The 19,704-nt window shown below is 65.2% G+C and carries 20 protein-coding genes; 14 read left to right on the top strand and 6 right to left on the bottom strand.

The window, feature by feature from the left end:
• Window positions 1–3 precede the first annotated feature (3 nt).
• On the bottom strand, window positions 4–627 hold the full coding sequence (locus tag F3J44_RS17295) for a helix-turn-helix transcriptional regulator (RefSeq protein ID WP_167274340.1): 624 nt from the start codon (window positions 625–627) through the stop codon (window positions 4–6).
• A 220-nt stretch (window positions 628–847) separates the two neighbouring features.
• Between F3J44_RS17295 and hisN the strand changes: the two genes are divergently transcribed.
• Entirely contained in the window at window positions 848–1,639 is a 792-nt protein-coding gene (hisN, locus tag F3J44_RS17300) for a histidinol-phosphatase (protein WP_167274344.1), read from the top strand.
• A 265-nt stretch (window positions 1,640–1,904) separates the two neighbouring features.
• Here hisN and F3J44_RS17305 read toward each other — a convergent pair whose 3' ends face one another.
• Together F3J44_RS17305 and F3J44_RS17310 are read right to left on the bottom strand one after the other, a co-directional pair.
• Window positions 1,905–2,327, bottom strand: a complete 423-nt coding sequence (locus tag F3J44_RS17305; protein ID WP_167274346.1) for a delta-60 repeat domain-containing protein — start codon at window positions 2,325–2,327, stop codon at window positions 1,905–1,907.
• 30 nt (window positions 2,328–2,357) lie between these two features.
• Window positions 2,358–2,990 (bottom strand): hypothetical protein, encoded by a 633-nt coding sequence (locus F3J44_RS17310; protein ID WP_167274348.1) that lies wholly within the window; start codon window positions 2,988–2,990, stop codon window positions 2,358–2,360.
• Window positions 2,991–3,172: 182 nt separating this feature from the next.
• Between F3J44_RS17310 and F3J44_RS17315 the strand changes: the two genes are divergently transcribed.
• Window positions 3,173–3,904, top strand: coding sequence for a hypothetical protein (locus F3J44_RS17315; RefSeq protein ID WP_167274351.1), 732 nt, complete (start codon window positions 3,173–3,175; stop codon window positions 3,902–3,904).
• 148 nt (window positions 3,905–4,052) lie between these two features.
• Here F3J44_RS17315 and F3J44_RS17320 read toward each other — a convergent pair whose 3' ends face one another.
• Window positions 4,053–5,033: a LysR substrate-binding domain-containing protein gene (locus F3J44_RS17320; protein ID WP_167274354.1), complete on the bottom strand. Its 981-nt coding sequence runs from the start codon at window positions 5,031–5,033 to the stop codon at window positions 4,053–4,055.
• Between the two features lie 353 nt (window positions 5,034–5,386).
• Here F3J44_RS17320 and F3J44_RS17325 point away from each other — a divergent pair, with 353 nt between their 5' ends.
• The 5 genes from F3J44_RS17325 to F3J44_RS17345 all read left to right on the top strand — a co-directional run bounded on the left by F3J44_RS17325 (window position 5,387) and on the right by F3J44_RS17345 (window position 11,072).
• Complete coding sequence (locus tag F3J44_RS17325; RefSeq protein ID WP_167070732.1) at window positions 5,387–6,547, top strand: glycine betaine/L-proline ABC transporter ATP-binding protein; 1,161 nt, start codon at window positions 5,387–5,389, stop codon at window positions 6,545–6,547.
• Window positions 6,548–6,568: 21 nt separating this feature from the next.
• Window positions 6,569–7,522: a glycine betaine/L-proline ABC transporter permease ProW gene (gene proW, locus F3J44_RS17330; protein ID WP_167274357.1), complete on the top strand. Its 954-nt coding sequence runs from the start codon at window positions 6,569–6,571 to the stop codon at window positions 7,520–7,522.
• 65 nt (window positions 7,523–7,587) lie between these two features.
• Entirely contained in the window at window positions 7,588–8,616 is a 1,029-nt protein-coding gene (gene proX, locus F3J44_RS17335) for a glycine betaine/L-proline ABC transporter substrate-binding protein ProX (RefSeq protein ID WP_167070730.1), read from the top strand.
• A gap of 131 nt (window positions 8,617–8,747) precedes the next feature.
• Window positions 8,748–9,803 (top strand): GlxA family transcriptional regulator, encoded by a 1,056-nt coding sequence (locus tag F3J44_RS17340; RefSeq protein WP_167274360.1) that lies wholly within the window; start codon window positions 8,748–8,750, stop codon window positions 9,801–9,803.
• 312 nt (window positions 9,804–10,115) lie between these two features.
• Complete coding sequence (locus F3J44_RS17345; protein WP_167274363.1) at window positions 10,116–11,072, top strand: AraC family transcriptional regulator; 957 nt, start codon at window positions 10,116–10,118, stop codon at window positions 11,070–11,072.
• 6 nt (window positions 11,073–11,078) lie between these two features.
• On the opposite strand, the gene F3J44_RS17350 is transcribed toward F3J44_RS17345, so the two are convergent.
• Both F3J44_RS17350 and F3J44_RS17355 read right to left on the bottom strand, forming a co-directional pair.
• Window positions 11,079–12,230, bottom strand: coding sequence for an acyl-CoA dehydrogenase family protein (locus tag F3J44_RS17350; RefSeq protein ID WP_167274365.1), 1,152 nt, complete (start codon window positions 12,228–12,230; stop codon window positions 11,079–11,081).
• Window positions 12,231–12,246: 16 nt separating this feature from the next.
• Window positions 12,247–13,317: an enoyl-CoA hydratase/isomerase family protein gene (locus F3J44_RS17355; RefSeq protein WP_167274368.1), complete on the bottom strand. Its 1,071-nt coding sequence runs from the start codon at window positions 13,315–13,317 to the stop codon at window positions 12,247–12,249.
• Window positions 13,318–13,612: 295 nt separating this feature from the next.
• Here F3J44_RS17355 and mdcA point away from each other — a divergent pair, with 295 nt between their 5' ends.
• The 7 genes from mdcA to mdcH all read left to right on the top strand — a co-directional run bounded on the left by mdcA (window position 13,613) and on the right by mdcH (window position 19,661).
• Window positions 13,613–15,274, top strand: coding sequence for a malonate decarboxylase subunit alpha (mdcA, locus tag F3J44_RS17360; RefSeq protein WP_167070725.1), 1,662 nt, complete (start codon window positions 13,613–13,615; stop codon window positions 15,272–15,274).
• 63 nt (window positions 15,275–15,337) lie between these two features.
• A complete protein-coding gene (locus F3J44_RS17365; protein WP_205299963.1) occupies window positions 15,338–16,198 on the top strand; it encodes a triphosphoribosyl-dephospho-CoA synthase in 861 nt (286 codons plus the stop codon).
• Window position 16,199: 1 nt separating this feature from the next.
• Window positions 16,200–16,499, top strand: a complete 300-nt coding sequence (locus F3J44_RS17370) for a malonate decarboxylase subunit delta (protein WP_167070723.1) — start codon at window positions 16,200–16,202, stop codon at window positions 16,497–16,499.
• Window positions 16,492–17,340, top strand: coding sequence for a biotin-independent malonate decarboxylase subunit beta (locus tag F3J44_RS17375; protein ID WP_167274374.1), 849 nt, complete (start codon window positions 16,492–16,494; stop codon window positions 17,338–17,340). Before F3J44_RS17370 ends, F3J44_RS17375 begins: the two co-directional genes overlap by 8 nt.
• A complete protein-coding gene (gene mdcE, locus F3J44_RS17380) occupies window positions 17,337–18,128 on the top strand; it encodes a biotin-independent malonate decarboxylase subunit gamma (RefSeq protein ID WP_167274377.1) in 792 nt (263 codons plus the stop codon). Before F3J44_RS17375 ends, mdcE begins: the two co-directional genes overlap by 4 nt.
• Before the next feature lies 1 nt (window position 18,129).
• Complete coding sequence (locus F3J44_RS17385; protein WP_167274379.1) at window positions 18,130–18,744, top strand: malonate decarboxylase holo-ACP synthase; 615 nt, start codon at window positions 18,130–18,132, stop codon at window positions 18,742–18,744.
• The gene (mdcH, locus tag F3J44_RS17390; protein ID WP_167274382.1) at window positions 18,741–19,661 is read left to right on the top strand and encodes a malonate decarboxylase subunit epsilon; all 921 of its coding nucleotides are present in this window, start codon (window positions 18,741–18,743) and stop codon (window positions 19,659–19,661) included. Before F3J44_RS17385 ends, mdcH begins: the two co-directional genes overlap by 4 nt.
• Window positions 19,662–19,704 lie beyond the last annotated feature (43 nt).

A 19,704-nucleotide genomic window follows, 5' to 3' on the forward strand; every position in this document is an offset into this window, starting at 1 on the left:
GCGTCATTCGGTATACATCCAGCGCATCAACGAATGCCGGCCACTGATGCCCAACTTGATTGCCGCCCGGCGCAGGTAGCTCTCCACGGTATTGACCTTGAGCTGCAAATGCTCGGCTTGCTCCGGCGCCGTTTGCCCGGCCAGCAGCCCCAGGCACACCTGGCATTCGCGTGCCGACAGCTTCAGGCCAGACTGGGCGATACGCTCAAGGAACCGCTCGGCCAGGCTTTCCGGGGCGTTGCGTTCGGTGGCGGGGCGCAGGGCGTGGGCGTGCTTTTCCAACATCGGCAGCAACAGCGGCGAGATGTCATCCAGGCGGCTGCGTTCGTGGGCGGAAAAGCCGTAGGCCGAGCCTGCCCGCAGCACCTGGATTTCGTAGCGCGAGTCGCCTTTGCGGCGGATCAGGTGCAAGCGCGAGGGGTCGCTGAATTCCGCCTGGGGCCGGCGCTCGGAGGTGAACACGGTTTCGTGGATCACGCTTGCGTCGTTGCTGCATGACTGGCGAATCTGCGTGGCATCGATGGTCAGGTGGGCCTGGATCAGGTTGTGCAGCATGCGCGGAAACTCGCGGCTGCCAGTGCTGGCAATGACTTTGCCGATCTGGGGGTAGAGCAAGTGAGCGTTCATCGTGTCGTCCATGAGTTCGGTGGCGCGAATCCCGTCGGTTTGGGCGGCCTTTATCCTGGGCCAGCGACGGGACGTGGTGAGTATCCTAGTACAACGATTGGGTGACGGTTAAATGAAGTAGCGATAGTGTCAGATTAATGGCATCTATTCCTTGACGTCTACTGCCCCGGGGGTTGTCGGGTATGATGCGCGCCTCAACTTTTTTCACGAGGCCTGTCCCATGTCCCTGAACGCTGAACAGATCGGCGAATTCCAAGCCTTCGCCGAGCAGTTGGCCGATGCCGCCGCCGCCGCGATCAAGCCGTATTTCCGGGCAAGCCTTGAGGTTGAGGACAAGGGTGGGCGGCTGTACGACCCGGTGACCGTGGCCGACAAGGCCGCCGAGGACGCCATGCGCGCCTTGATCCAGGCCCGCTACCCCGAGCAGGGCATTCTTGGCGAGGAAGCCGGCGTGGCGGTGGGCAGTAGCCCGCTGACCTGGGTGCTGGACCCAATCGACGGCACCCGGGCGTTCATCACCGGGCTGCCGCTGTGGGGAACCTTGATCGCACTGAACGATGGCACGCGGCCTGTGGTTGGGGTAATGAACCAGCCATTCACCGGCGAACGCTTCGTCGGCACCCCGGCTGGCGCCTGGCGCAGTGGCACGCCGCTGAAAACCCGGGCCTGCGCCGACCTGGCCGCCGCCACGCTGATGTGCACCACCCCGGACATGTTCGACACCGCCGCGCGCAAGGCCGCATTCGAAGCGGTGGCCGGCAAGGCGCGGCTGATGCGGTACGGCGGCGACTGCTATGCCTATTGCATGCTGGCGTCGGGCTTCGTCGATGTGATTGTCGAGGCAAGCCTGCAACCGTACGACGTGCAGGCGCTGATGCCGATCATCGAAGGGGCGGGCGGGGTGATCACCGCCTGGGATGGTAGCTCGGCACAGAACGGTGGTTGCGTGGTGGCCTGTGGCGACCCGGCGCTGCATGCGCAGGTGGTGGAGATGTTGCGCCACGCCATGTGATTGAAGCGCAGGCCCTGCGAACTGCACAGTGCCCGCAAGCGCGCCGCAATACCCTGTAGGAGCGGGCTTGCCCGCGAACACCGGCGCAGTCGGTGCCATTCCCTCACTGTTCCCGTTTTGCGGGCACTCTGCTTGGCCAGGCCGTTGATTTCTTGATGCGTGTTATGCCTGCCAGATCGCATCGCGAGCTTTGCTCGCTCCTACGGGGGGAGAGGAAGTCAATCGGCGAGTGGTGAGGTGGCCCCATCCCTGGGGCCACAGGTCGTCAGGGTTGGAAACAGGCGATCATTTCGTATTGGGGACCGTTTGCGATCATGGGCATCAGTGTGAAAACGCGAATGCCGTTCGCGTTGACGTTCAGGTCGGTAGCGGCCCAGAGATAGGCATTGGGCTGCGTGAAACCACTATTTCCGAAACTGTCGTCCAGCGTTCCGTCAGCCAGCAGCCGTACCACGTACAACTCGGAGTGAATTTGATCGGCACTTTCAGCTTCGTAGTAACGTTCGCCCGCCAGTACCAGACGGCCCTGGTCATCGAATGAAGCGTGGTGAAGCGAGAGATTACCAACCGGCAGACGGACGATGCGTCTGAATCGCAGGTCCTGGTGGCCGTCCATGTCATAGCCATAGAGGCTGGTTGCCTCGGGTATCGAGATTTTAGGGGTTGCACCCTTGCAGACCACGATCATTGACCTGTGCTCCCGTATCCGGGTCCAGTGTCATGCAAAGGGTTTTTCGGTAATGGAGCCATCTGCAGCCGCCAACATCGATTTGAAAACGACCCTTATCAGGCCCGCTGCCAATGCCAGTTTCGGCGCGCTTATATAGGTCGCTACTTGCGGAGAAATGTGTTCATCCCGCAATTGGCTTCCAGGGGCCAGGACAGGTCGCGTCGTGGCGATGCCGTCGTCGGCGAAGCCTGGCCAAGGCGCGAAATGCTCTGTGTAACGACCCACTACAATTTCCTGGTAAACGTCATCGCCTTCAAAATAGTACGCCTTGCCTGCTGTCAGAACGCCGTCCTGCGCATTGCCTGTGGTGTAAGTCAGCGCAGTGAAGTCGTCAAATTGCAACGGCATTGGGCCGTTCTGATTTTTTGAAATCGGCACGTGCCCTGTTTCACGATCCCAATGCCCGTCAGCGTTCATGCGTGTGAAGACCTTGTTGGCGTGGAGGGGGTCATCTGGATTAAAACCATACATGGCCGCCGAGCCGTCATTGGCCCAACCAACAGGGTATATCTGTAGGGAGTGCGTATCCGGATCCAAGCCGCCCATGGGAGGGATGCGTGCAATCCCGTCGCCTTTGTCGCCGTAGGAAAGGTCCAGGTCGCCCGCTCTCTTGGTCCTCATGGCACGCGCTCTCGTGGTGGAAGGTGCTCCCACAGTCAGCGCGCCGTCATTGCTCCGAAACTGGCAGAATTACCAGGTCGGCGATCAAGGGTGGCCACTGCACTTTTTCGGTTTCCTGGGCTCTATGCTTGGCCAGGCCGAACCGATCCCCAGTACGGCCGCCCATTCTCGACCCGGTGCCGATGGTTGCAAGCAACGCCAAAACCCTTTCGCGCCTGCTGCTGGCAGGCACGCTTATCGCCCTGGCCGGCTGCAGCCAGCAGCAGGGCCGTGACATCGTCAGCCAGTTCGGTGACGGCAAGCCCAGCGAGCTGTTCCAGACCAGCGTCGACCGCATGGCCACCCTGGCCATGCGCGACAACCTGCAAAGCCTGTACTTGCTGATGAACAAGCTGTACCTGCGCAACCCCAGCCAGTTGAAGCTGTCTGGCTACCTCGATGCTGCCACCGCCGAGCGGCAGATCCGCCTTGCCATCGAGCAGCGCCAGCCGTTGCCGCAGCTGGGCGAGCGCCGCGACCTGGCGGCGCTGAGCTATGCCCTGAGCCCGGAATTTCGCGGCGACCGGGTTGGCGCTTTCATCTACGCCATTGGCAGCATGTTGATCACTGCCCATGGTGGGCGTACCGAGTTCTACATGACCGATACCCTCGACCCGCTGTTCATCAACAACGCGGCGCGCAATATCGAGAAGGCCACCTGGATGCTCAGCCAGCGCCAGGATGCCAATGGGGTGCTGTTGCTGTTCAGCAACGAAATCTCCGAGGAGGGCAGCAACCTGAGCTTTGCCGTGGAGTTCGGCAAGATCGTGGCGCGCCTGGACCTGTTGGCCGAGCTGTTGGATGAGCGCTACCGGCGTATTGGCCTGAACTATGCGCAAAGCCTGCTGCTGATGAATTTCCTGCCGGTGCAGTGATCTCGAAACGCTACGTCAGCCTGGGGTAGGAGCGAGCGCAGCTCGCGATGCGGTGTCACGGCCGGGTTGGTCCCTTGAGCGTGCTACGCCTGCCAGATCGCATCGCGAGCTTTGCTCGCTCCTACGAGGGCGAGACGTGCAGGCGGGCTTAGGTATTGCGCAACTGTTCGAGCAACGGTTGGAACTCCACCAACAACCAGTCACGCAACCGCCGGCAACTGGAGTCGTGTTCCTTTTCTTCGTTGAACGCCAGGAAATGGAAGGTGTCCTTGAGCACCAGCTCCTCGGGCACTGGCCGTACCAGCAGCCCCTGGGCCAGCAGCGGCGTCACCAGGTGGTGCCAGCCCAGCGCCACACCCTGGTTGCCCAGGGCCAATTGCACCAGCAGGTTGTAGTCGTTGGCGTTGAAGAAGTGCGGCGCAGTGCTGGCGCGGCTTTTCAGGTCGACATCATGGAACGCTAGCCACACGTTCCAGTCGACATGCTCGGCCACCTGCGAGCGGCCGTAGGGGCTCAAGTTGAGCAGCGAGCCGTCGCGCAGGCCCTCCAGGGTGCGCACCTCGGGGTGCTCGGCCAGGTACTGCGGCGAGCATACCGGGTAGATCACATCGTGGTTCAACGGGTGGCAGCTGTAGCCCGCCTGGATCTTGCCCAGCTTGGTGATGTAGATGTCCGGGCGCACCCCAGGCTCCATCGACAGGAAGTTCTGCGTGGTGACCAGGTTGATGTCGATATCCGGGTTGTCTGCGAAGAACCTCGGTATCCGCGGCCCCATCCACAACGCAGCGAAGGCCGGCGAGCAGCACAGGGTGACCACGTGCTTGGTGTTGGTGTTGCTGCGGATACGCTCGGCGGCCTGGGAGATGTTGACGAACGACAACTGCACCGCATCGAAGAAGATCGAACCGGCCACGCTCAACTCCACCGCCCGGCCCACGCGGGTGAACAGTTCAGCCCCCAGGTAGGTTTCCAGCTCGCGGATCTGCCGGCTGACCGCCGCCTGGGTCACGCACAGGGCCTCGGCGGCGCGGGTGAAATTCTGGTACTTGGCAGCGGCGACGAAAACCTTCACGGCGCGCAGGGAGGGCATCTTGATCAGCGTCTGATCGGGTTCGGAGTGTCTGACCATGATGGTGGCGGGATGTCCTTCGTCTAGCCAAGGGGATCACTCTGTCAAAGCCCCGGCGGTAAATGCGCAGGGGCTCTGGCGTCGTGGCTGCAGGCCAATTGATAACTTCAGGTAATGGTTAGCGTCATGCAAATGTCGTTGGACCCCGTCTGGATCAGGGCCTAACGTAAAACCACGGCGCGGCATTCGCGACAGCGATGTCTAATAATTTCGAAGCAGGACTTTCTGCGTGCCGGTGTTGACTCACGTTCGAATTCGAACGGACTGCCAAGCGTACTCGCACTGATCTCTACCCGCCTTATTGAAAGTGCGATGTTGAAAGATTGGTTAATAAGCATAATAAAGAGGGTCGTATGAGCCATGCCGATGAGATTCTTTCGGTAAAAAACATCTTCAAGGTATTCGGGCCCAACCCCGACATGGCCATGGAGATGCTCCGCAAGGGCGCCGACAAGAACGAAATCTTCAGCAAGACCGGCCACGTCGTCGGCGTGTTCGATGCAAGCTTTTCCGTCAAACGTGGCGAAATCTTCGTCATCATGGGCCTCTCCGGCTCGGGCAAGTCGACCATGGTGCGGCTGTTCAACCGCCTGATCGAGCCCACCTCCGGCAGCATCCACCTCAACGGCAAGGAAATTACCGGGCTCTCCGACAAGGCCCTGCTCGACGTGCGCCGCAAGGAAATGGGCATGGTGTTCCAGTCCTTCGCGCTGATGCCGCATATGAGCGTGCTGCAGAATACTGCCTTTGGCCTTGAGATTGCCGGTGTGCCCGAAGCCGAGCGCAACAGCCGCGCCCGTGAAGCCCTCAGCCAAGTTGGCCTGGCCGGCCACGAACACAGCTACCCGCACCAGCTGTCTGGCGGCATGCAGCAGCGCGTGGGCCTGGCCCGGGCGCTGGCCAACGACCCCGCGATCCTGTTGATGGACGAAGCGTTTTCCGCCCTCGACCCGCTGATTCGCAGCGAGATGCAGGGCGAGCTGATTCGCCTGCAGGCCGAGCAGCAACGCACCATCATCTTCATTTCCCACGACATCGAGGAAGCCATCCGCATCGGCCATCGCATCGCGATCATGGAAGGTGGGCGGGTGGTGCAGATCGGCACCCCGCAGGAGCTGATAAACGAGCCGGCCAACGACTACGTGCGCACCTTCTTCAAGAGCTTCGACAGCTCGCGGGTGCTCAAGGCCGGTGATGTGGCCAAGTTCGACCCGGCCGTGGTGTGCAAGGTCAACGGCAAGGCGCCGAGTTTCCAGGCCGGCGTGCCGTTCGGCTACCTGGTCGACGACCGTGGCCAGTTGCTCGGGGTGGTCGACACCGACGCCAGCGGTGCCACCGCCAGCGAGCGCTACAGCCTGCACGAGCAGCAACCGGTGTATACCGACACGCCGCTGCACGAAGTGCTGGGCATCGCCGCGGACCTGCCATACCCGGTGCCGGTGCTCGACCGCCAGGGGGCCTTCAAAGGCACCGTGTCGAAGAACGAGCTGCTGCAGACCCTGAGCCGCCACTAATACAAGAAGAGGTAAGCCCTCATGTCCGAATTCAGCCTGCTCGACCCGTTCCAGGCGGCCACCATCCCCCTGGGCGACTGGGTGACCGCCACCCTGAACTTCCTGGTGCATAACTTCCGTGACGTATTCCGTGCCATTCGCTGGCCCATCGACCAGGTGCTCAATGGCATCGAGTTCACCCTGCAGAGCATTCCGCCCACCATCGGTATCCTGCTTTCGTCACTGCTTGGCTGGCAGTTGGCAGGCAAGCGCATGGCGCTGCTGTGCTTCATCACCCTGACCTTGCTGGGGTTGATCGGCGTGTGGGCCGAGTCGATGACCACCCTGGCACTGGTGCTGACCTCGGTGTTCTTCTGCGCGGTGATCGGCATTCCACTGGGTATCGTCTGCGCCCGCAGCAACCGCCTGGAAAGCATCATTCGCCCGCTGCTCGACGCCATGCAGACCCTGCCGGCGTTCGTCTACCTGGTGCCGGTGGTCATGTTGTTCGGCATCGGCAACGTGCCGGGCGTGCTGGTGACCATCGTCTTCGCCCTGCCGCCTTTGGTGCGCCTGACCAACCTGGGCATCCGCCAGGTGCCGGAAGACAAGATCGAAGCCGCCCGTGCCTTCGGTTGCACGCCACGGCAGATGCTGACCCGCGTGCAATTGCCGCTGGCCACCTCGACCATCATGGCCGGCCTCAACCAAACCCTGATGCTGTCGCTGTCGATGGTGGTGATCGCCTCGATGATCTCGGTGGGCGGCCTGGGCCAGATGGTACTGCGCGGCATCGGCCGCCTGGACATGGGCCTGGCCACGGTCGGCGGCGTTGGCCTGGTGTTGCTGGCGATCTTCCTCGACCGCCTGACCCAGGCGATGGGCGCGCGCACCAGCGCCGACCCAAGCCGGCGCTGGTACCACACCGGCCCCGTAGGCCTGCTGCTGCGCCTGTGCGGCGCGGCGCAACCCCAAGGGCAGCGCAAGACTGCCTGAACAGCACCCTGGATACATTCGATCTGCCGCACTTGAAGATAACAATCAGAAGAAGGTAAGCGACGATGCACGAATCCACATTCACCCGCAGCATCCTCAAATGCGCTACCGCGCTGACCCTGGTGGCCGCCGCGCTGTGCGCCCATGCCTCGGCCGACAAGCCCGGCGAAGGGGTGAAGGTCACGCCGATCTTCCCGTCCATTGCCGAAGAGCGGTTCCGTGGCGAAGTGGCCATGGAGGGCCTGCGCGAGCTGGGCTACAACGTGCAGGAGCCGAAGGAAACCGAGTACGGGGTGATGATGGTGGCCCTGGCCAACGGTGATGCCGACTTCACCGTGCACCTGTGGGAGAAGCTGCACGACAAGTTCTACCAGCAGGCTGGCGGTGACGATGTGATGGTCAAGACCGGCAACATCCTGCCGGGCGTTGCCCAGGGCTACCTGATCGACAAGAAAACCGCCGACCAGTACAACATCAAGTACATCACCGACCTGAAGAAACCCGAGATTGCCAAGCTGTTCGACACCGACGGCGATGGCAAGGCTGACATGACCGGCTGCAACCCAGGCTGGGGCTGCGAACTGGTGATCGCCCACCACATGAAGGCCTACGACCTGAGCAAGACCGTTACCGTCAACCAGGGTTCGTACTTCGCACTGATGGCCGACACCATCACCCGCTACAAGGAAGGCAAGCCGATCCTGTATTTCACCTGGGTGCCGCAGTGGATCGCCAGCGTGCTGGTCGAGGGCAAGGACGTGGTATGGCTGGAAGTGCCGAAAACCGACCTGCCGGACGGCAACAATGATGTCGATACCATGTACCACGGCAAGAACCTGGGCTTTGCCATCGACAAGGTGGTGGCGGTGCTGAACAAGGACTTCGCCAAGAAGAACCCGGCCGCCGAGAAGTTCCTGTCGCTGGTGCAGATCAGCACCGATGACGAGAGCAACCAGAACCTGAAGATGCAGAAGGGCGAGAAGAAGCCCGCCGACATCACGCGCCATGCCAAGGAGTGGGTAGAGGCGCATCGTCAGCAGTTCGACCAGTGGCTGCAGGCATCCCGCGCCGCCGCTACCCAGGCCAGCAACTAATCCTGTTTCATCTGCTTAGGCCTTTTCGCGGGGCAAGCCCGCTCCTACAGGAACAGCGCAAACTGCGCCTGTAGGAGCGGGCTTGCCCCGCGAAGAAGTCACCGCGATTTCCCCGCCGTAGAGTCACCGCCATGAGCCATTTCGAAAGCATCCTCAAGAACACCAACCTCGCCCACCTCGACCCCGCCGGCCGCAGCACCCTCGGCCAGCCTTGCCGGCGGGTGGCCTTCGTCCTGCGCGAGCACTTTTCGATGATGGCCTTCACCGCCGCCATGGACACCCTGGTCACCGCCAACCTGATGAGCGCCACACCCCTGTTCGACATCCAGGTGGTGGGCGAGGGCGCCCAGGTGATTAGCGACCTGGGCATCGCCTTGCCGGTCAACCTGGCCCTGGCCGACCTCGAGGTGCAGGGCCTGGACTGCCTGCTGGTGTGCGGCGGTTTCCGCGTGCGCCTGGAAGCCTCGCCGCTGCTGCGCAGCAAGTTGCGCCAGGCCGACCATTCAGGCTGCCAGCTGGGCGGGCTGTGGAATGGTGCCTATTTCCTCGCCGAAGCGGGTTTGCTCAATGACCACGACTGCGCGTTCCACCCCGATGGGCGGGCGATGATGAGCGAGTTGTTCCCCAAGGTGCGGGTCAGCCGCCAGGCGCACCTGCTCGATGGCCGGCGCATGAGCTGCGCCGGGGCCAGCAGCGCGCTGGACATGATGCTGGCCATGCTCGAATTCAAGGGCGGCGAAGGGCTGCGCCGGGCAGTGGAGCAGATGCTGGCCTGCGACCGCGCCCGGGGGCTTGGCGATACGCCGTCGAGCGCCCCGGAAGTGGACCCGAGCCTGCCGCGCGGGGTGCGCTTGGCGCTGGAGCTGATGCACGCCAATATCGAAGATCCCATTGGCATCGACGAAATTGCCGAACACGCCGGGCTGTCCCGCCGCCACCTGGAGCGCCTGTTCCGCCGCCATGTCCAGGCGACGCCGCCGCGTTATTACCTGGAGCTGCGCCTGACCCATGCGCGGCAGTTGTTGCAGCACACCAGCAAGTCGTTGACCGAGGTAGCGGTGGCCAGTGGGTTTGTCAGTTTTCCGCATTTCTACCGGCGGTTCCGTGAGCTGTTCGCGATTGCACCCCGGCAGTTCAGGGCACGCAGCCAGGGTTGGGCAGGGCGGCAGGACATGGCGGTTCATTGAGGGTTTAATCTACCGTGTTTACGCCGGCCTGGTAGGAGCGAGCGTAGCTCGCGATGGGGCGCGCAGCGGCCCCGGTGTTTCAGCTCCGCGGCCCATGATGCCGGGGCTGCTTTGCAGCCCATCGCGAGCTGCGCTCGCTCCTACCCGCGAAGAGGCCCGCACAGGCATAACCATTCTGTTCGCTGATCGCCCAATTCCACAGGCTCCACTGTCCGCTATCCGCCCACCCAATCCCAACGGCGCATTGCCCAACCCCTGGTTTTTTGCTTAGGTGTCACTCACCACAACAATAACGATCCCGAGTGCCTGCCCATGGAAAGCCGCCTGCTGAGCGAGCGCAGTAGCGTGTTCCATCACGCCGACCCCTATGCCGTGTCGGACTACGTCAACCGCCATGTCGGCCAGCACTGCATTGGCCTGTCGCACAGCACCCATCCCCAGGCCAGCCTCAGCCACCGCAGTTTCGCCGAACTCGACCTGTGCCGCATCAGCTACGGCGGCAGCGTGCGGGTGACCTCGCCGGCGCTGGAGTCCATCTACCACCTGCAAGTGCTGCTGCGCGGCAACTGCCTGTGGCGCGGGCACCGGCGCGAGCAGCACCTGGTGCCGGGCGAGCTGCTGCTGATAAACCCAGACGACCCCGTTGACCTGACCTATTCCGACGACTGCGAGAAATTCATCCTCAAAGTGCCCACGCGCCTGCTCGACTCGGTCTGCGAGCAGCAGCGCTGGCAACGGCCAGCAGGCGGCGTGCGCTTTGTGCGCAACCACTACCGGCTGGAGGAACTGGAAGGCTTCGTCAACCTGCTGGCCATGGTGTGCCAGGAGGCGGAAGTGAGCGAGCCGCTGCCGCGCGTGCAGGGCCATTACAGCCAGATCGTCGCCAGCAAGCTGCTGACCCTGATGAACACCAATGTCCAGCGCGACAGCCTGGGCGCCGCCACCGCCAGCCTGGAACGCATCCTCGACTACATCCACCACAACCTGAAGCTGGAACTGAGCGCCGAAACCCTGGCGGAGCAGGCCTGCATGAGCGTGCGTTCGCTGTATGCGTTGTTCGACCGCACGCTTGGCACCACGCCTGGCCAGTACGTGCGCCAGCGCAAGCTGGAGCGGGTGCACGCCTGCCTGAGCGACGCCAGTTGCCCGGTGCGCAGCGTCACCGAACTGGCCATGGACTACGGCTTCCTGCACCTGGGGCGGTTTGCCGAACGCTACCGCCAGCACTTCGGCGAGCTGCCGTCGGAAACCCTCCGGCAGCGCCGCTGAAGTGGCCTATAGCGGGTAGTGTTTGAGCTCGCGGGCGATCAGCATGCGCTGGATCTCACTTGAACCTTCATAGATCTGGGTGATGCGTGCATCACGGTAGTGGCGCTCTACCGGGTAGTCTTCCAGGTAGCCGTAGCCGCCATGCACCTGGATCGCCATCGAGCACACCCGCTCGGCCATTTCCGAAGCGAACAGCTTGGCCTGGGAGGCTTCCGACAGGCAGGGCTTACCGGCCGTGCGCAGGCGTGCGGCATGCAAAATCAGCAGGCGGGCAGCGTTCACCTGCACCTGCATGTCTGCCAGCAGATTGGCGATGCTCTGGTGCTCGTTGATCGGCTTGCCGAACTGGATGCGCTCACGCGAATACACCAGCGCCGCCTCGAACGCGGCGCGGGCGATGCCCAGGGCCTGGGCGGCGATGCCGATACGCCCGCCTTCGAGGTTGGACAGGGCAATGGCCAGCCCCTTGCCGCGCTCACCGAGCAGGTTGGCGGCTGGAATGCGGCAGTTGTCGAAGGTGACCGCGCAGGTGTCGGAGGCGCGAATGCCCAGCTTGTGCTCGCTGCGGTCGACCTTGAAACCTGGGTTGTCGGTGGGCACCAGGAAGGCCGACAGGCCTTTCTTGCCCAGTTCCGGGTCGGTGACCGCGAACACGATCGCCAGGCCCGCGCGGCGGGCGTTGCTGACGAACTGCTTGGCGCCGTTGATCACCCACTGGCCATCGACCAGCTCGGCGCGGGTGCGCAGGTTGTGCGCTTCGGAGCCGGCCTGCGGTTCGGTCAGGCAGAAGCAGCCGATCACTTCGCCTGCCGCCAGGCGCGGCAGCCAGGCCTGTTGCTGTTCGGGGGTGCCGTAGGCGAGCAGGGGGCCGCAACCGACCGAGTTGTGAATGCTCATCATCGCGCCGGTGGCGCCGCAGCCGGCGGCGATTTCCTCGACGGCCAGGGCATAGGCCACGTAGTCGGTGTAGCTGCCACCGAAGCTTTCCGGCACGACCATGCCGAGCAGGCCCAGCTCGCCCATCTTGCGTACCACGCCGTCGTCGATCCAGCCGGCCTTGTCCCAGGCCTGGGCATGCGGGGCGATCTCGCCACGGGCAAAATCCCGGGCCATGTCGCGGATCATGATCTGCTCTTCGCTCAGTTCCACGTCTTGCATCTGTGTACTCCCAGGCTCACAGGCCTTCGAAGAATTGGTCGACCCGCTGGCGCGACAGCCCGGCCAGGGTTGGCGGGTTCCAGCGCGGCTGCTTGTCCTTGTCGATGATCAGCGCCCGCACGCCCTCGATCAGGTCGCCGTACTGGAACCACTGGCGGTCCAGGTGCAGCTCCATGGCGAAGCAGTCCTCCAGGGTCAGGTGGCGGCCGCGGCGCAGCATCTCCAGGGTAACTGCCATAGCCAGTGGCGAGCGGCTTTCCAGCTGGTCGGCGGTGGCCAGTGCCCAGTGGTGGCTGTCACCGATGCTGACGGCGCGCAGTTGCTCGATGATGGCCGTAAGGTCGGGCTGGGCGAAAAAGTGGTCGATCACCGGGCGCAGCTTTTCCAGCGGTGCATTGTCCAGTACCTGGCTGCCGAGCCGGGCCAGCAGGTTCTGCAGGTCCTTGAGCGGGGTGCCGCCGAAGCGCAGCTGGTCGAGGCCTTCATCCAGGGCGGCCAGCTTGTCGCTGTGCAGATACCAGTCGGCCAGGCCGCAATACAGGGCATCGGCGGCCTGGATCTGGGCGCCGCTGACGCCCAGGTAGGTGCCAAGCTCCCCGGGAATGCGCGAGAGGAAATAGCTGCCGCCCACATCCGGGAAGTAGCCGATACCCACTTCCGGCATGCCCAGCCGGCTGCGCTCGGTGACGATGCGCAGGTCGCAGCCCTGGGCAAGGCCCATGCCGCCGCCCAGGGTAAAGCCGTCCATCAGCACCAGCACCGGCTTGCGGTAGCGGTGGATGGCCAGGTCCAGGGCGTATTCTTCGACGAAGAAGTCTTCGTGCAGGGTGTCCCCGGCCTTGTAGCTGTCGTGCAGCGAGCGGATGTCGCCCCCGGCGCAGAAGCCCTTGGGGCCCTCGCCGCGCAGCACCACGGCCTGCACCTGCGGGTCGTCGGCCCAGGCGTCGAACTGCTGGCGCAGGCGGCGCACCATGTCCAGGGTCAGGGCGTTGAGGCCGGCGGGGCGGTTGAGGGTAAGGTGGCCAATCTGGTTACGAACCTCGGCCAGTACATGGTCGGTTGCCGAGGTATGAGCGTGCGCGGTCATCGCGTTCTCCCTGCTTTGTTATTGATTTTCCGAGTGAAGTTTGCAGCGCACTGGAGGGTCAATGGATCCTCGCATGCGAATTTGCCCTGAGCAATGGACAAATCTGCAGGGGGATCGTGCGTTTTTGCCACATTGGCCGCGCCTGTCAGGCCCACCGTTGACGGGTGAAAACGCGATTCCCGGTGGTTGAGCGCAATCGTTAACTTTACCGTAATGATCGCCCTCCCAGCTTGATTGATCCACCAGCAGGCACCGCCCTAATGTGGCCCCACGACAGCGAACCCGTGGAGTCACCATGACCTTCAGCAAGAATCCACCCCCGCAATGGTCCAGGCGCCGCGCCGAGAAGCAGCGCCGCCTGGACCGCGTCCGACACCTGGCCGACGGCGTGGTGCTGCCCACCGACAAAATCGTCGAAGCCCTGGAGCTGCTGATCGCCCCCGGTGACCGTGTGGTGCTCGAAGGCAACAACCAGAAGCAGGCCGACTTCCTTTCCCGCTCCCTGGCCAAGGCCGACCCCGAGCGCTTGCACGACCTGCACATGATCATGCCCAGCGTCAGCCGCGCCGAGCATTTGGACCTGTTCGAACGTGGCATCGCGCGCAAGCTCGATTTTTCCTTCGCCGGCCCGCAGAGCCTGCGCATCGGCCAGCTGCTGGAAGACGGCCTGCTGGAAGTTGGCGCCATCCACACTTACATCGAGCTGTACTCGCGGCTGCTGGTCGACCTGATTCCCAACGTCACCCTGGTGGCCGGTTTCATGGCCGACCGCGACGGCAACCTGTACACCGGCCCCAGCACCGAAGACACCCCGGCGCTGGTGGAGCCAGCGGCGTTCAGCGATGGCTTGGTGATCGCCCAGGTCAACCAGCTGGTGGACCGGGTGGATGACCTGCCACGGGTCGACATCCCGGCGTCCTGGGTCGACTTCGTGGTGGTGGCCGACCAGCCGTTCTACATCGAGCCGCTGTTCACCCGCGACCCGCGCCATATCAAGCCCGTGCACGTGCTGATGGCGATGATGGCGATACGCGGCATCTACGAAAAGCACCAGGTGCAGTCGCTGAACCACGGCATCGGCTTCAACACCGCCGCCATCGAGTTGATCCTGCCCACCTACGGCGAGTCGCTGGGCCTTAAGGGCAAGATTTGCCGCAACTGGACGCTCAACCCGCACCCCACCCTGATTCCGGCGATCGAAACCGGCTGGGTGCAGAGCGTGCACTGCTTCGGCACCGAGCTGGGCATGGAAGACTACATCGCCCAGCGCCCGGACGTGTTCTTCACCGGCCGTGACGGTTCGCTGCGTTCCAACCGCATGATGTGCCAGCTGGCCGGGCAATACGCGGTCGACCTGTTCATCGGCGCCACCTTGCAGGTGGACGGCGATGGCCATTCCTCGACCGTGACCCGCGGCCGCCTGGCCGGCTTTGGCGGTGCGCCGAACATGGGCCATGACCCGCGCGGGCGGCGCCACGCCACCCCGGCCTGGCTCGACATGACCGTGCCGGACACGATGCTTGAGCGCGGCCGCAAGCTGGTGGTGCAGATGGTCGAAACCTACCAGGAAGGCGGCAAGCCCACCTTCGTGGAAACCCTGGATGCGGTGGAGGTGGCGAAGAAAGCCGGCATGCCGCTGGCACCGGTGATGATCTACGGCGACGACGTGACCCACCTGTTGACCGAAGAGGGCATCGCCTACCTGTACAAAGCCCGCAGCCTTGAAGAGCGCCAGCAGATGATCGCCGCCGTGGCCGGGGTTACCGCCATCGGCCTGCGCCACGACCCCAAGGACACCCTGCGCCTGCGCAAGCTCGGCCTGGTGGCCTTGCCCGAAGACCTCGGCATCCGCCGCACCGACGCCAGCCGCGAACTGCTCGCGGCGCGCAGCATCGCCGACCTGGTCGAATGGTCCGGCGGCCTCTACAACCCGCCCGCCCGCTTCAGGAGCTGGTAAATGAACGCGCATTCCCAAAAATTGCCGGCCTACCCCCTACCTGTAGGAGCAGGCTTGCCTGCGATGAGGCCCGCCCAGTCCACCCAGCTCCCTCATTCAACCCACCCCCCCCAGCCCGACCACCTGGCCGACCTGGCAGTAGAAGCCCTGATCGACGAAGCCGACCTGTCCCCCAAGCCCGGCCTGGTCGACCGCCGCGGCAGCGGCGCCCACCCCGACATGACCCTGGCCCTGATGCACGCCTCGGCCCTGTCGCTGTGGCCCTGCCTGCGCCAGATGGCCGAGGCAGCCCAGGCCCATGGCCAGGTCAACCAGCCCCTGCGCGCCGAACTGGGCCGCATTGGCCGTGAAGGCGAACACGCCATGCTGGCCACCACCGGCGGCATCAACACCCATCGCGGTGCGATCTGGGCACTGGGCCTGTTGCTGGCCGCCCAGGCCCTCGACCCCAAGGCAGATGCCGGCACGGTTGCCGCCCGCGCCGGGCGCATCGCCCTCATCGATGACCCGGCCATGCCCGTGCAGCCCAGCCACGGCGCCGAGGTGCGCCAGCGCTACGGCGCCAGCGGTGCCCGCGAACAGGCCCAGCAAGGCTTCCCGGCAGTGATTGGCCACGGCCTGCCACAGCTGCGCCGCAGCCGCGCCGCAGGTGCCAGCGAAAGCCATGCCCGGCTTGATGCGCTGCTGGCGATCATGGCCGCCCTGAGCGACACCTGCGTGCTCTGGCGAGCCGGCCCCGAGGGCCTGAACACCGTGCAAAGCGGCGCCCGCGCCGTGCTGGCTGCCGGCGGCAGCGCCACCCTCGATGGCCGCCGCCTGCTGCGCACGCTGGACGCCCAACTGTTGAACCTGAACGCCTCACCGGGCGGCGCCGCCGACTTGCTGGCCGCCTGCCTGTTTCTCGACAAAGCCAGGAGCCTGTGACATGGAAACCCTGACATTTCAATTCCCCGCCGCCGCGCCTGGCCGTGGCCGTACCCTGGTCGGCTGCGTCAGCTCCGGCGACCTGGAAGTGCTGATCGAACCTGGCCGCGCCGGCCAGCTGGAGATCCAGGTGGTCACCTCGGTGAACGGCAGCAGCGCCCGCTGGAGCCAGCTGTTCCAGCGCCTGTTCGACGGCCGCACGCTGCCGGCGCTGAAAATCGACATCCACGACTTCGGCGCCACGCCTGGGGTGGTGCGCCTGCGCCTGGAACAAGGCTTCGAGGAGATCGGCCATGACTGACACCGCACGCCTGCTGCAAAGCCGCAGCTTCGTCGAACTCGGGGCCCGCCAGCGCGCCCGCGCCATGCTCGACCCCGGTAGCTTCCGTGAACTGCTTGGCCCGTTCGACCGCCTGATGTCGCCCTGGCTGCCGCGCCAGGGCATCGTGCCCCAGGCCGACGACGGCGTGGTGATCGCCAAGGGCCTGTTGGGCGGGCGCCACGCCGTGGTCGCTGCCATCGAAGGCGGTTTCCAGGGCGGCAGCATGGGCGAGGTGGGCGGGGCGAAGATCGCCGGTGCCCTGGAGTTGGCCATCGAGGACAACCGCAACGGCACGCCCACCTGCGCCGTGCTGTTGCTGGAAACCGGTGGCGTGCGCCTGCAGGAGGCCAACCTCGGCCTGGCGGCGATTGCCGAAATTCAGGCGGCGATCGTCGAGCTGCGCAACTATCAACCGGTGGTTGGCCTGATTGCAGGTGCGGTCGGCTGCTTTGGCGGCATGTCCATCGCTGCCGGGCTGTGCAGCCACCTGCTGGTTACCCGCGAAGCGCGCCTGGGCTTGAACGGCCCCCAGGTGATCGAGCAGGAAGCCGGCATCGCCGAATACGACGCCAAGGACCGCCCGTTCATCTGGAGCCTGACCGGTGGCGAGCAACGCCACGCCAGCACCCTGGTGGACAGCTACGTGGCCGATGACGTCGAGGCTATTCGCCAACAACTGCTGCACCTGCTGGACACGCCCACGGCCGACCGTGCCGGGCGCCACGCCTGGTTCCTGCAGCGCCTGGCCCGCCTGGGCGCCGAATGCCCGCAACTGGACGCCGCCGCCGTGCGTGCCCTGTACCAAGGAGATGCGCAATGAACCGTGCCCTGAACTGGCTGCCGGGCCTGGCCGGTGCCGAACCGCTGCCGGGTTACCCGGCCTCGCTGCGGGTGGTCGATGGTGAACTGGACAACCGCCTGGCGCGCTTTATTGCCGTGGTGCCCGATGCCAACAACCCGTTTCCCAGGGCGCGCAACGGCGAAGTCGGCTTGCTCGAAGGCTGGGGCCTGGCCCAGGCGGTGAGCGAGGCGGTGGCGTTGGACCGCGAAGGCCAGAAGCGCGCTATTGTCGCGATCATCGACGTGCCCAGCCAGGCCTATGGCCGCCGCGAGGAAGCGCTGGGCATCCACCAAGCCCTGGCCGGCGCCGTGCAGGCCTACGCCCAGGCACGCCTGGCCGGGCACCCGGTGATCGGCCTGCTGGTGGGCAAGGCCATGTCCGGCGCGTTCCTGGCCCACGGCTACCAGGCGCAACGGCTGATCGCCCTGGACGACAGCGGGGTGATGGTGCACGCCATGGGCAAGGACGCGGCGGCGCGCATCACCCTGCGCAGCGTCGAGCAACTGGAGGCCCTGGCCGCTGAAATTCCGCCGATGGCCTACGACCTTGCCAGCTATGCCTCGCTCGGCCTGCTCTGGCGCCGGCTTGCGGTAGAAAGCGCCGAGGCGCCGAGCGCCGCCGACCTGGCGCAGGTGCGTGCCTGCCTGGCCGAAGCCGTGGCCGACATCGGCCATTCGACCGACCTAGCCTCGCGCTTGGCCGGCGAGCACCGCAGCGCGTCCCGCGAGGTGCGGGCGCGCCTGCGTAGCCAGTGGCAGGGGGCCTGACATGAACCTTGCGCAACCCCACGACCTGCTTTGGGGCATGACCCCGGCCGATTTGCCTGCCGATGCCCCTGCCTGGGCCGTGCAGGCGCTGGCGGCCGGGCAACCGGTGGTGGTTCGCCGCGCCGTCTGCAGGGCGGGTTGGGTGGCCGTGGGTGTGCGCGGGCAGGGGCGCGAACAGCGCCTGGCCACGCAGATGCGCCTGGCTGCTGTGCAGCGCCATGTGGCGCCAGAAGCGCTGCGCTGGCAGGGCCACAGCCCGTGCGCCGCGTTGCAGGCGCTGGCCTCGGCGGCGCCGGTGCTGGACGCCAGCGGCCTGGCTTGGGGCCCGACGGGGGGTGTTGGTTATCAGCTGGCGACCGGTTGCCAGGTGCTGCACGCGGGCAGCGACCTCGACCTGGTGCTGCGCACACCGCAATTCATGGCGCGGGCAAAGGCCCGTGAACTGCTGGACATCCTGGACTGCGGCCCTTGCCGCATCGATGTACAACTGGAAACGCCCGCAGGGGCCATTGCCTTGCGCGAGTGGGCCGGCATGGCGCGGCAGGTGCTGCTCAAGTCGGCCCACGGTGCGCGCCTGGTCGCCGACCCCTGGCATGCCGTGGAGCGCGCCGCGTGAGCAGCCTGTTCGCCTTTCCAGGGCAGGGCGCCCAGCAGCCCGGCATGTTGCAGCGCCTGCCAGAAGGCAGTGCGCGGCTGGTGGAGGAGGCCAGCGACGCCCTTGGGCAACCCGTGCTGGGCCTGGACACCGCGCAGGCGCTGCAATCGACCCGTGCGGTGCAACTGTGCCTGTTGCTGGCGGGGGTAGCCTGGGCGCGCTGGTTACTGCAGCGCAGCCCCGCACCCGAGTATGTGGCGGGCCTGTCGATCGGTGCCTACCCGGCCGCTGTCACCGCCGGTGCGCTTGGCTTTGCCGATGCGGTGCGCCTGGTGGCCCTGCGCGGCGAACTGATGCAGCGTGCCTATCCGCAGGGCTATGGGATGACGGCCATCAGTGGCCTGGATGCCGCCAGCGTCGAGTACTTGCTGGCCGAGGTGGCGGGCGAGGCTTACCTGGCCAACCTCAACAGCGACAACCAGATCGTCATCGCTGGCAGCGACGCGGCCATGGCCGAGGTCGTCGCTCGCGCCCGCCGCCGCGGCCAGGGCGTGGCGCGGCGCCTGGCAGTCAGCGTGCCGTCGCACTGCCCATTGCTCGACGGCCCAGCGGCAGAACTTGCCAGTGCCTTTGCCAGTATCGAACTGCGCCGCCCGCGCATCACCTACCTGAGCGGCAGCAGCGCCAGGCCCATCGTCGACCCGCAGCGCCTGCGCGACGACCTGGCGGGCAACATGGCACGCTGGGTGGACTGGCGCGGCACGCTGCGCAACGCCTATGAACGCGGTGTGCGCCTGCACCTTGAAATGCCACCGGGCAGCGTGCTCACTGGCCTGGCCCGCCCGGTGTTCGAACAGGGCAGGGTGGTGGCGGTGGAAGGTACCCGCTGGGACACCCTCGATGCGCTGTTGCGCCAGGAGGTGGCTGGCAACCGATGAGTGCGCTGCATTTCGAAGAACAACAACAAGCAACTTCGACTCA

The sequence above is a fragment of the Pantoea sp. Tr-811 genome (genome assembly GCF_011752535.1).
Lineage (GTDB): Bacteria > Pseudomonadota > Gammaproteobacteria > Pseudomonadales > Pseudomonadaceae > Aquipseudomonas.

Coding starts and splice junctions, on each gene's coding strand:
- F3J44_RS17295 (WP_167274340.1), bottom strand. CDS start 627: ATGAACGCTCACTTGCTCTACCCCCAGATCGGCAAAGTCATTGCCAGC.
- hisN (WP_167274344.1), top strand. CDS start 848: ATGTCCCTGAACGCTGAACAGATCGGCGAATTCCAAGCCTTCGCCGAG.
- F3J44_RS17305 (WP_167274346.1), bottom strand. CDS start 2,327: ATGATCGTGGTCTGCAAGGGTGCAACCCCTAAAATCTCGATACCCGAG.
- F3J44_RS17310 (WP_167274348.1), bottom strand. CDS start 2,990: ATGAGGACCAAGAGAGCGGGCGACCTGGACCTTTCCTACGGCGACAAA.
- F3J44_RS17315 (WP_167274351.1), top strand. CDS start 3,173: ATGGTTGCAAGCAACGCCAAAACCCTTTCGCGCCTGCTGCTGGCAGGC.
- F3J44_RS17320 (WP_167274354.1), bottom strand. CDS start 5,033: ATGGTCAGACACTCCGAACCCGATCAGACGCTGATCAAGATGCCCTCC.
- F3J44_RS17325 (WP_167070732.1), top strand. CDS start 5,387: ATGAGCCATGCCGATGAGATTCTTTCGGTAAAAAACATCTTCAAGGTA.
- proW (WP_167274357.1), top strand. CDS start 6,569: ATGTCCGAATTCAGCCTGCTCGACCCGTTCCAGGCGGCCACCATCCCC.
- proX (WP_167070730.1), top strand. CDS start 7,588: ATGCACGAATCCACATTCACCCGCAGCATCCTCAAATGCGCTACCGCG.
- F3J44_RS17340 (WP_167274360.1), top strand. CDS start 8,748: ATGAGCCATTTCGAAAGCATCCTCAAGAACACCAACCTCGCCCACCTC.
- F3J44_RS17345 (WP_167274363.1), top strand. CDS start 10,116: ATGGAAAGCCGCCTGCTGAGCGAGCGCAGTAGCGTGTTCCATCACGCC.
- F3J44_RS17350 (WP_167274365.1), bottom strand. CDS start 12,230: ATGCAAGACGTGGAACTGAGCGAAGAGCAGATCATGATCCGCGACATG.
- F3J44_RS17355 (WP_167274368.1), bottom strand. CDS start 13,317: ATGACCGCGCACGCTCATACCTCGGCAACCGACCATGTACTGGCCGAG.
- mdcA (WP_167070725.1), top strand. CDS start 13,613: ATGACCTTCAGCAAGAATCCACCCCCGCAATGGTCCAGGCGCCGCGCC.
- F3J44_RS17365 (WP_205299963.1), top strand. CDS start 15,338: ATGAGGCCCGCCCAGTCCACCCAGCTCCCTCATTCAACCCACCCCCCC.
- F3J44_RS17370 (WP_167070723.1), top strand. CDS start 16,200: ATGGAAACCCTGACATTTCAATTCCCCGCCGCCGCGCCTGGCCGTGGC.
- F3J44_RS17375 (WP_167274374.1), top strand. CDS start 16,492: ATGACTGACACCGCACGCCTGCTGCAAAGCCGCAGCTTCGTCGAACTC.
- mdcE (WP_167274377.1), top strand. CDS start 17,337: ATGAACCGTGCCCTGAACTGGCTGCCGGGCCTGGCCGGTGCCGAACCG.
- F3J44_RS17385 (WP_167274379.1), top strand. CDS start 18,130: ATGAACCTTGCGCAACCCCACGACCTGCTTTGGGGCATGACCCCGGCC.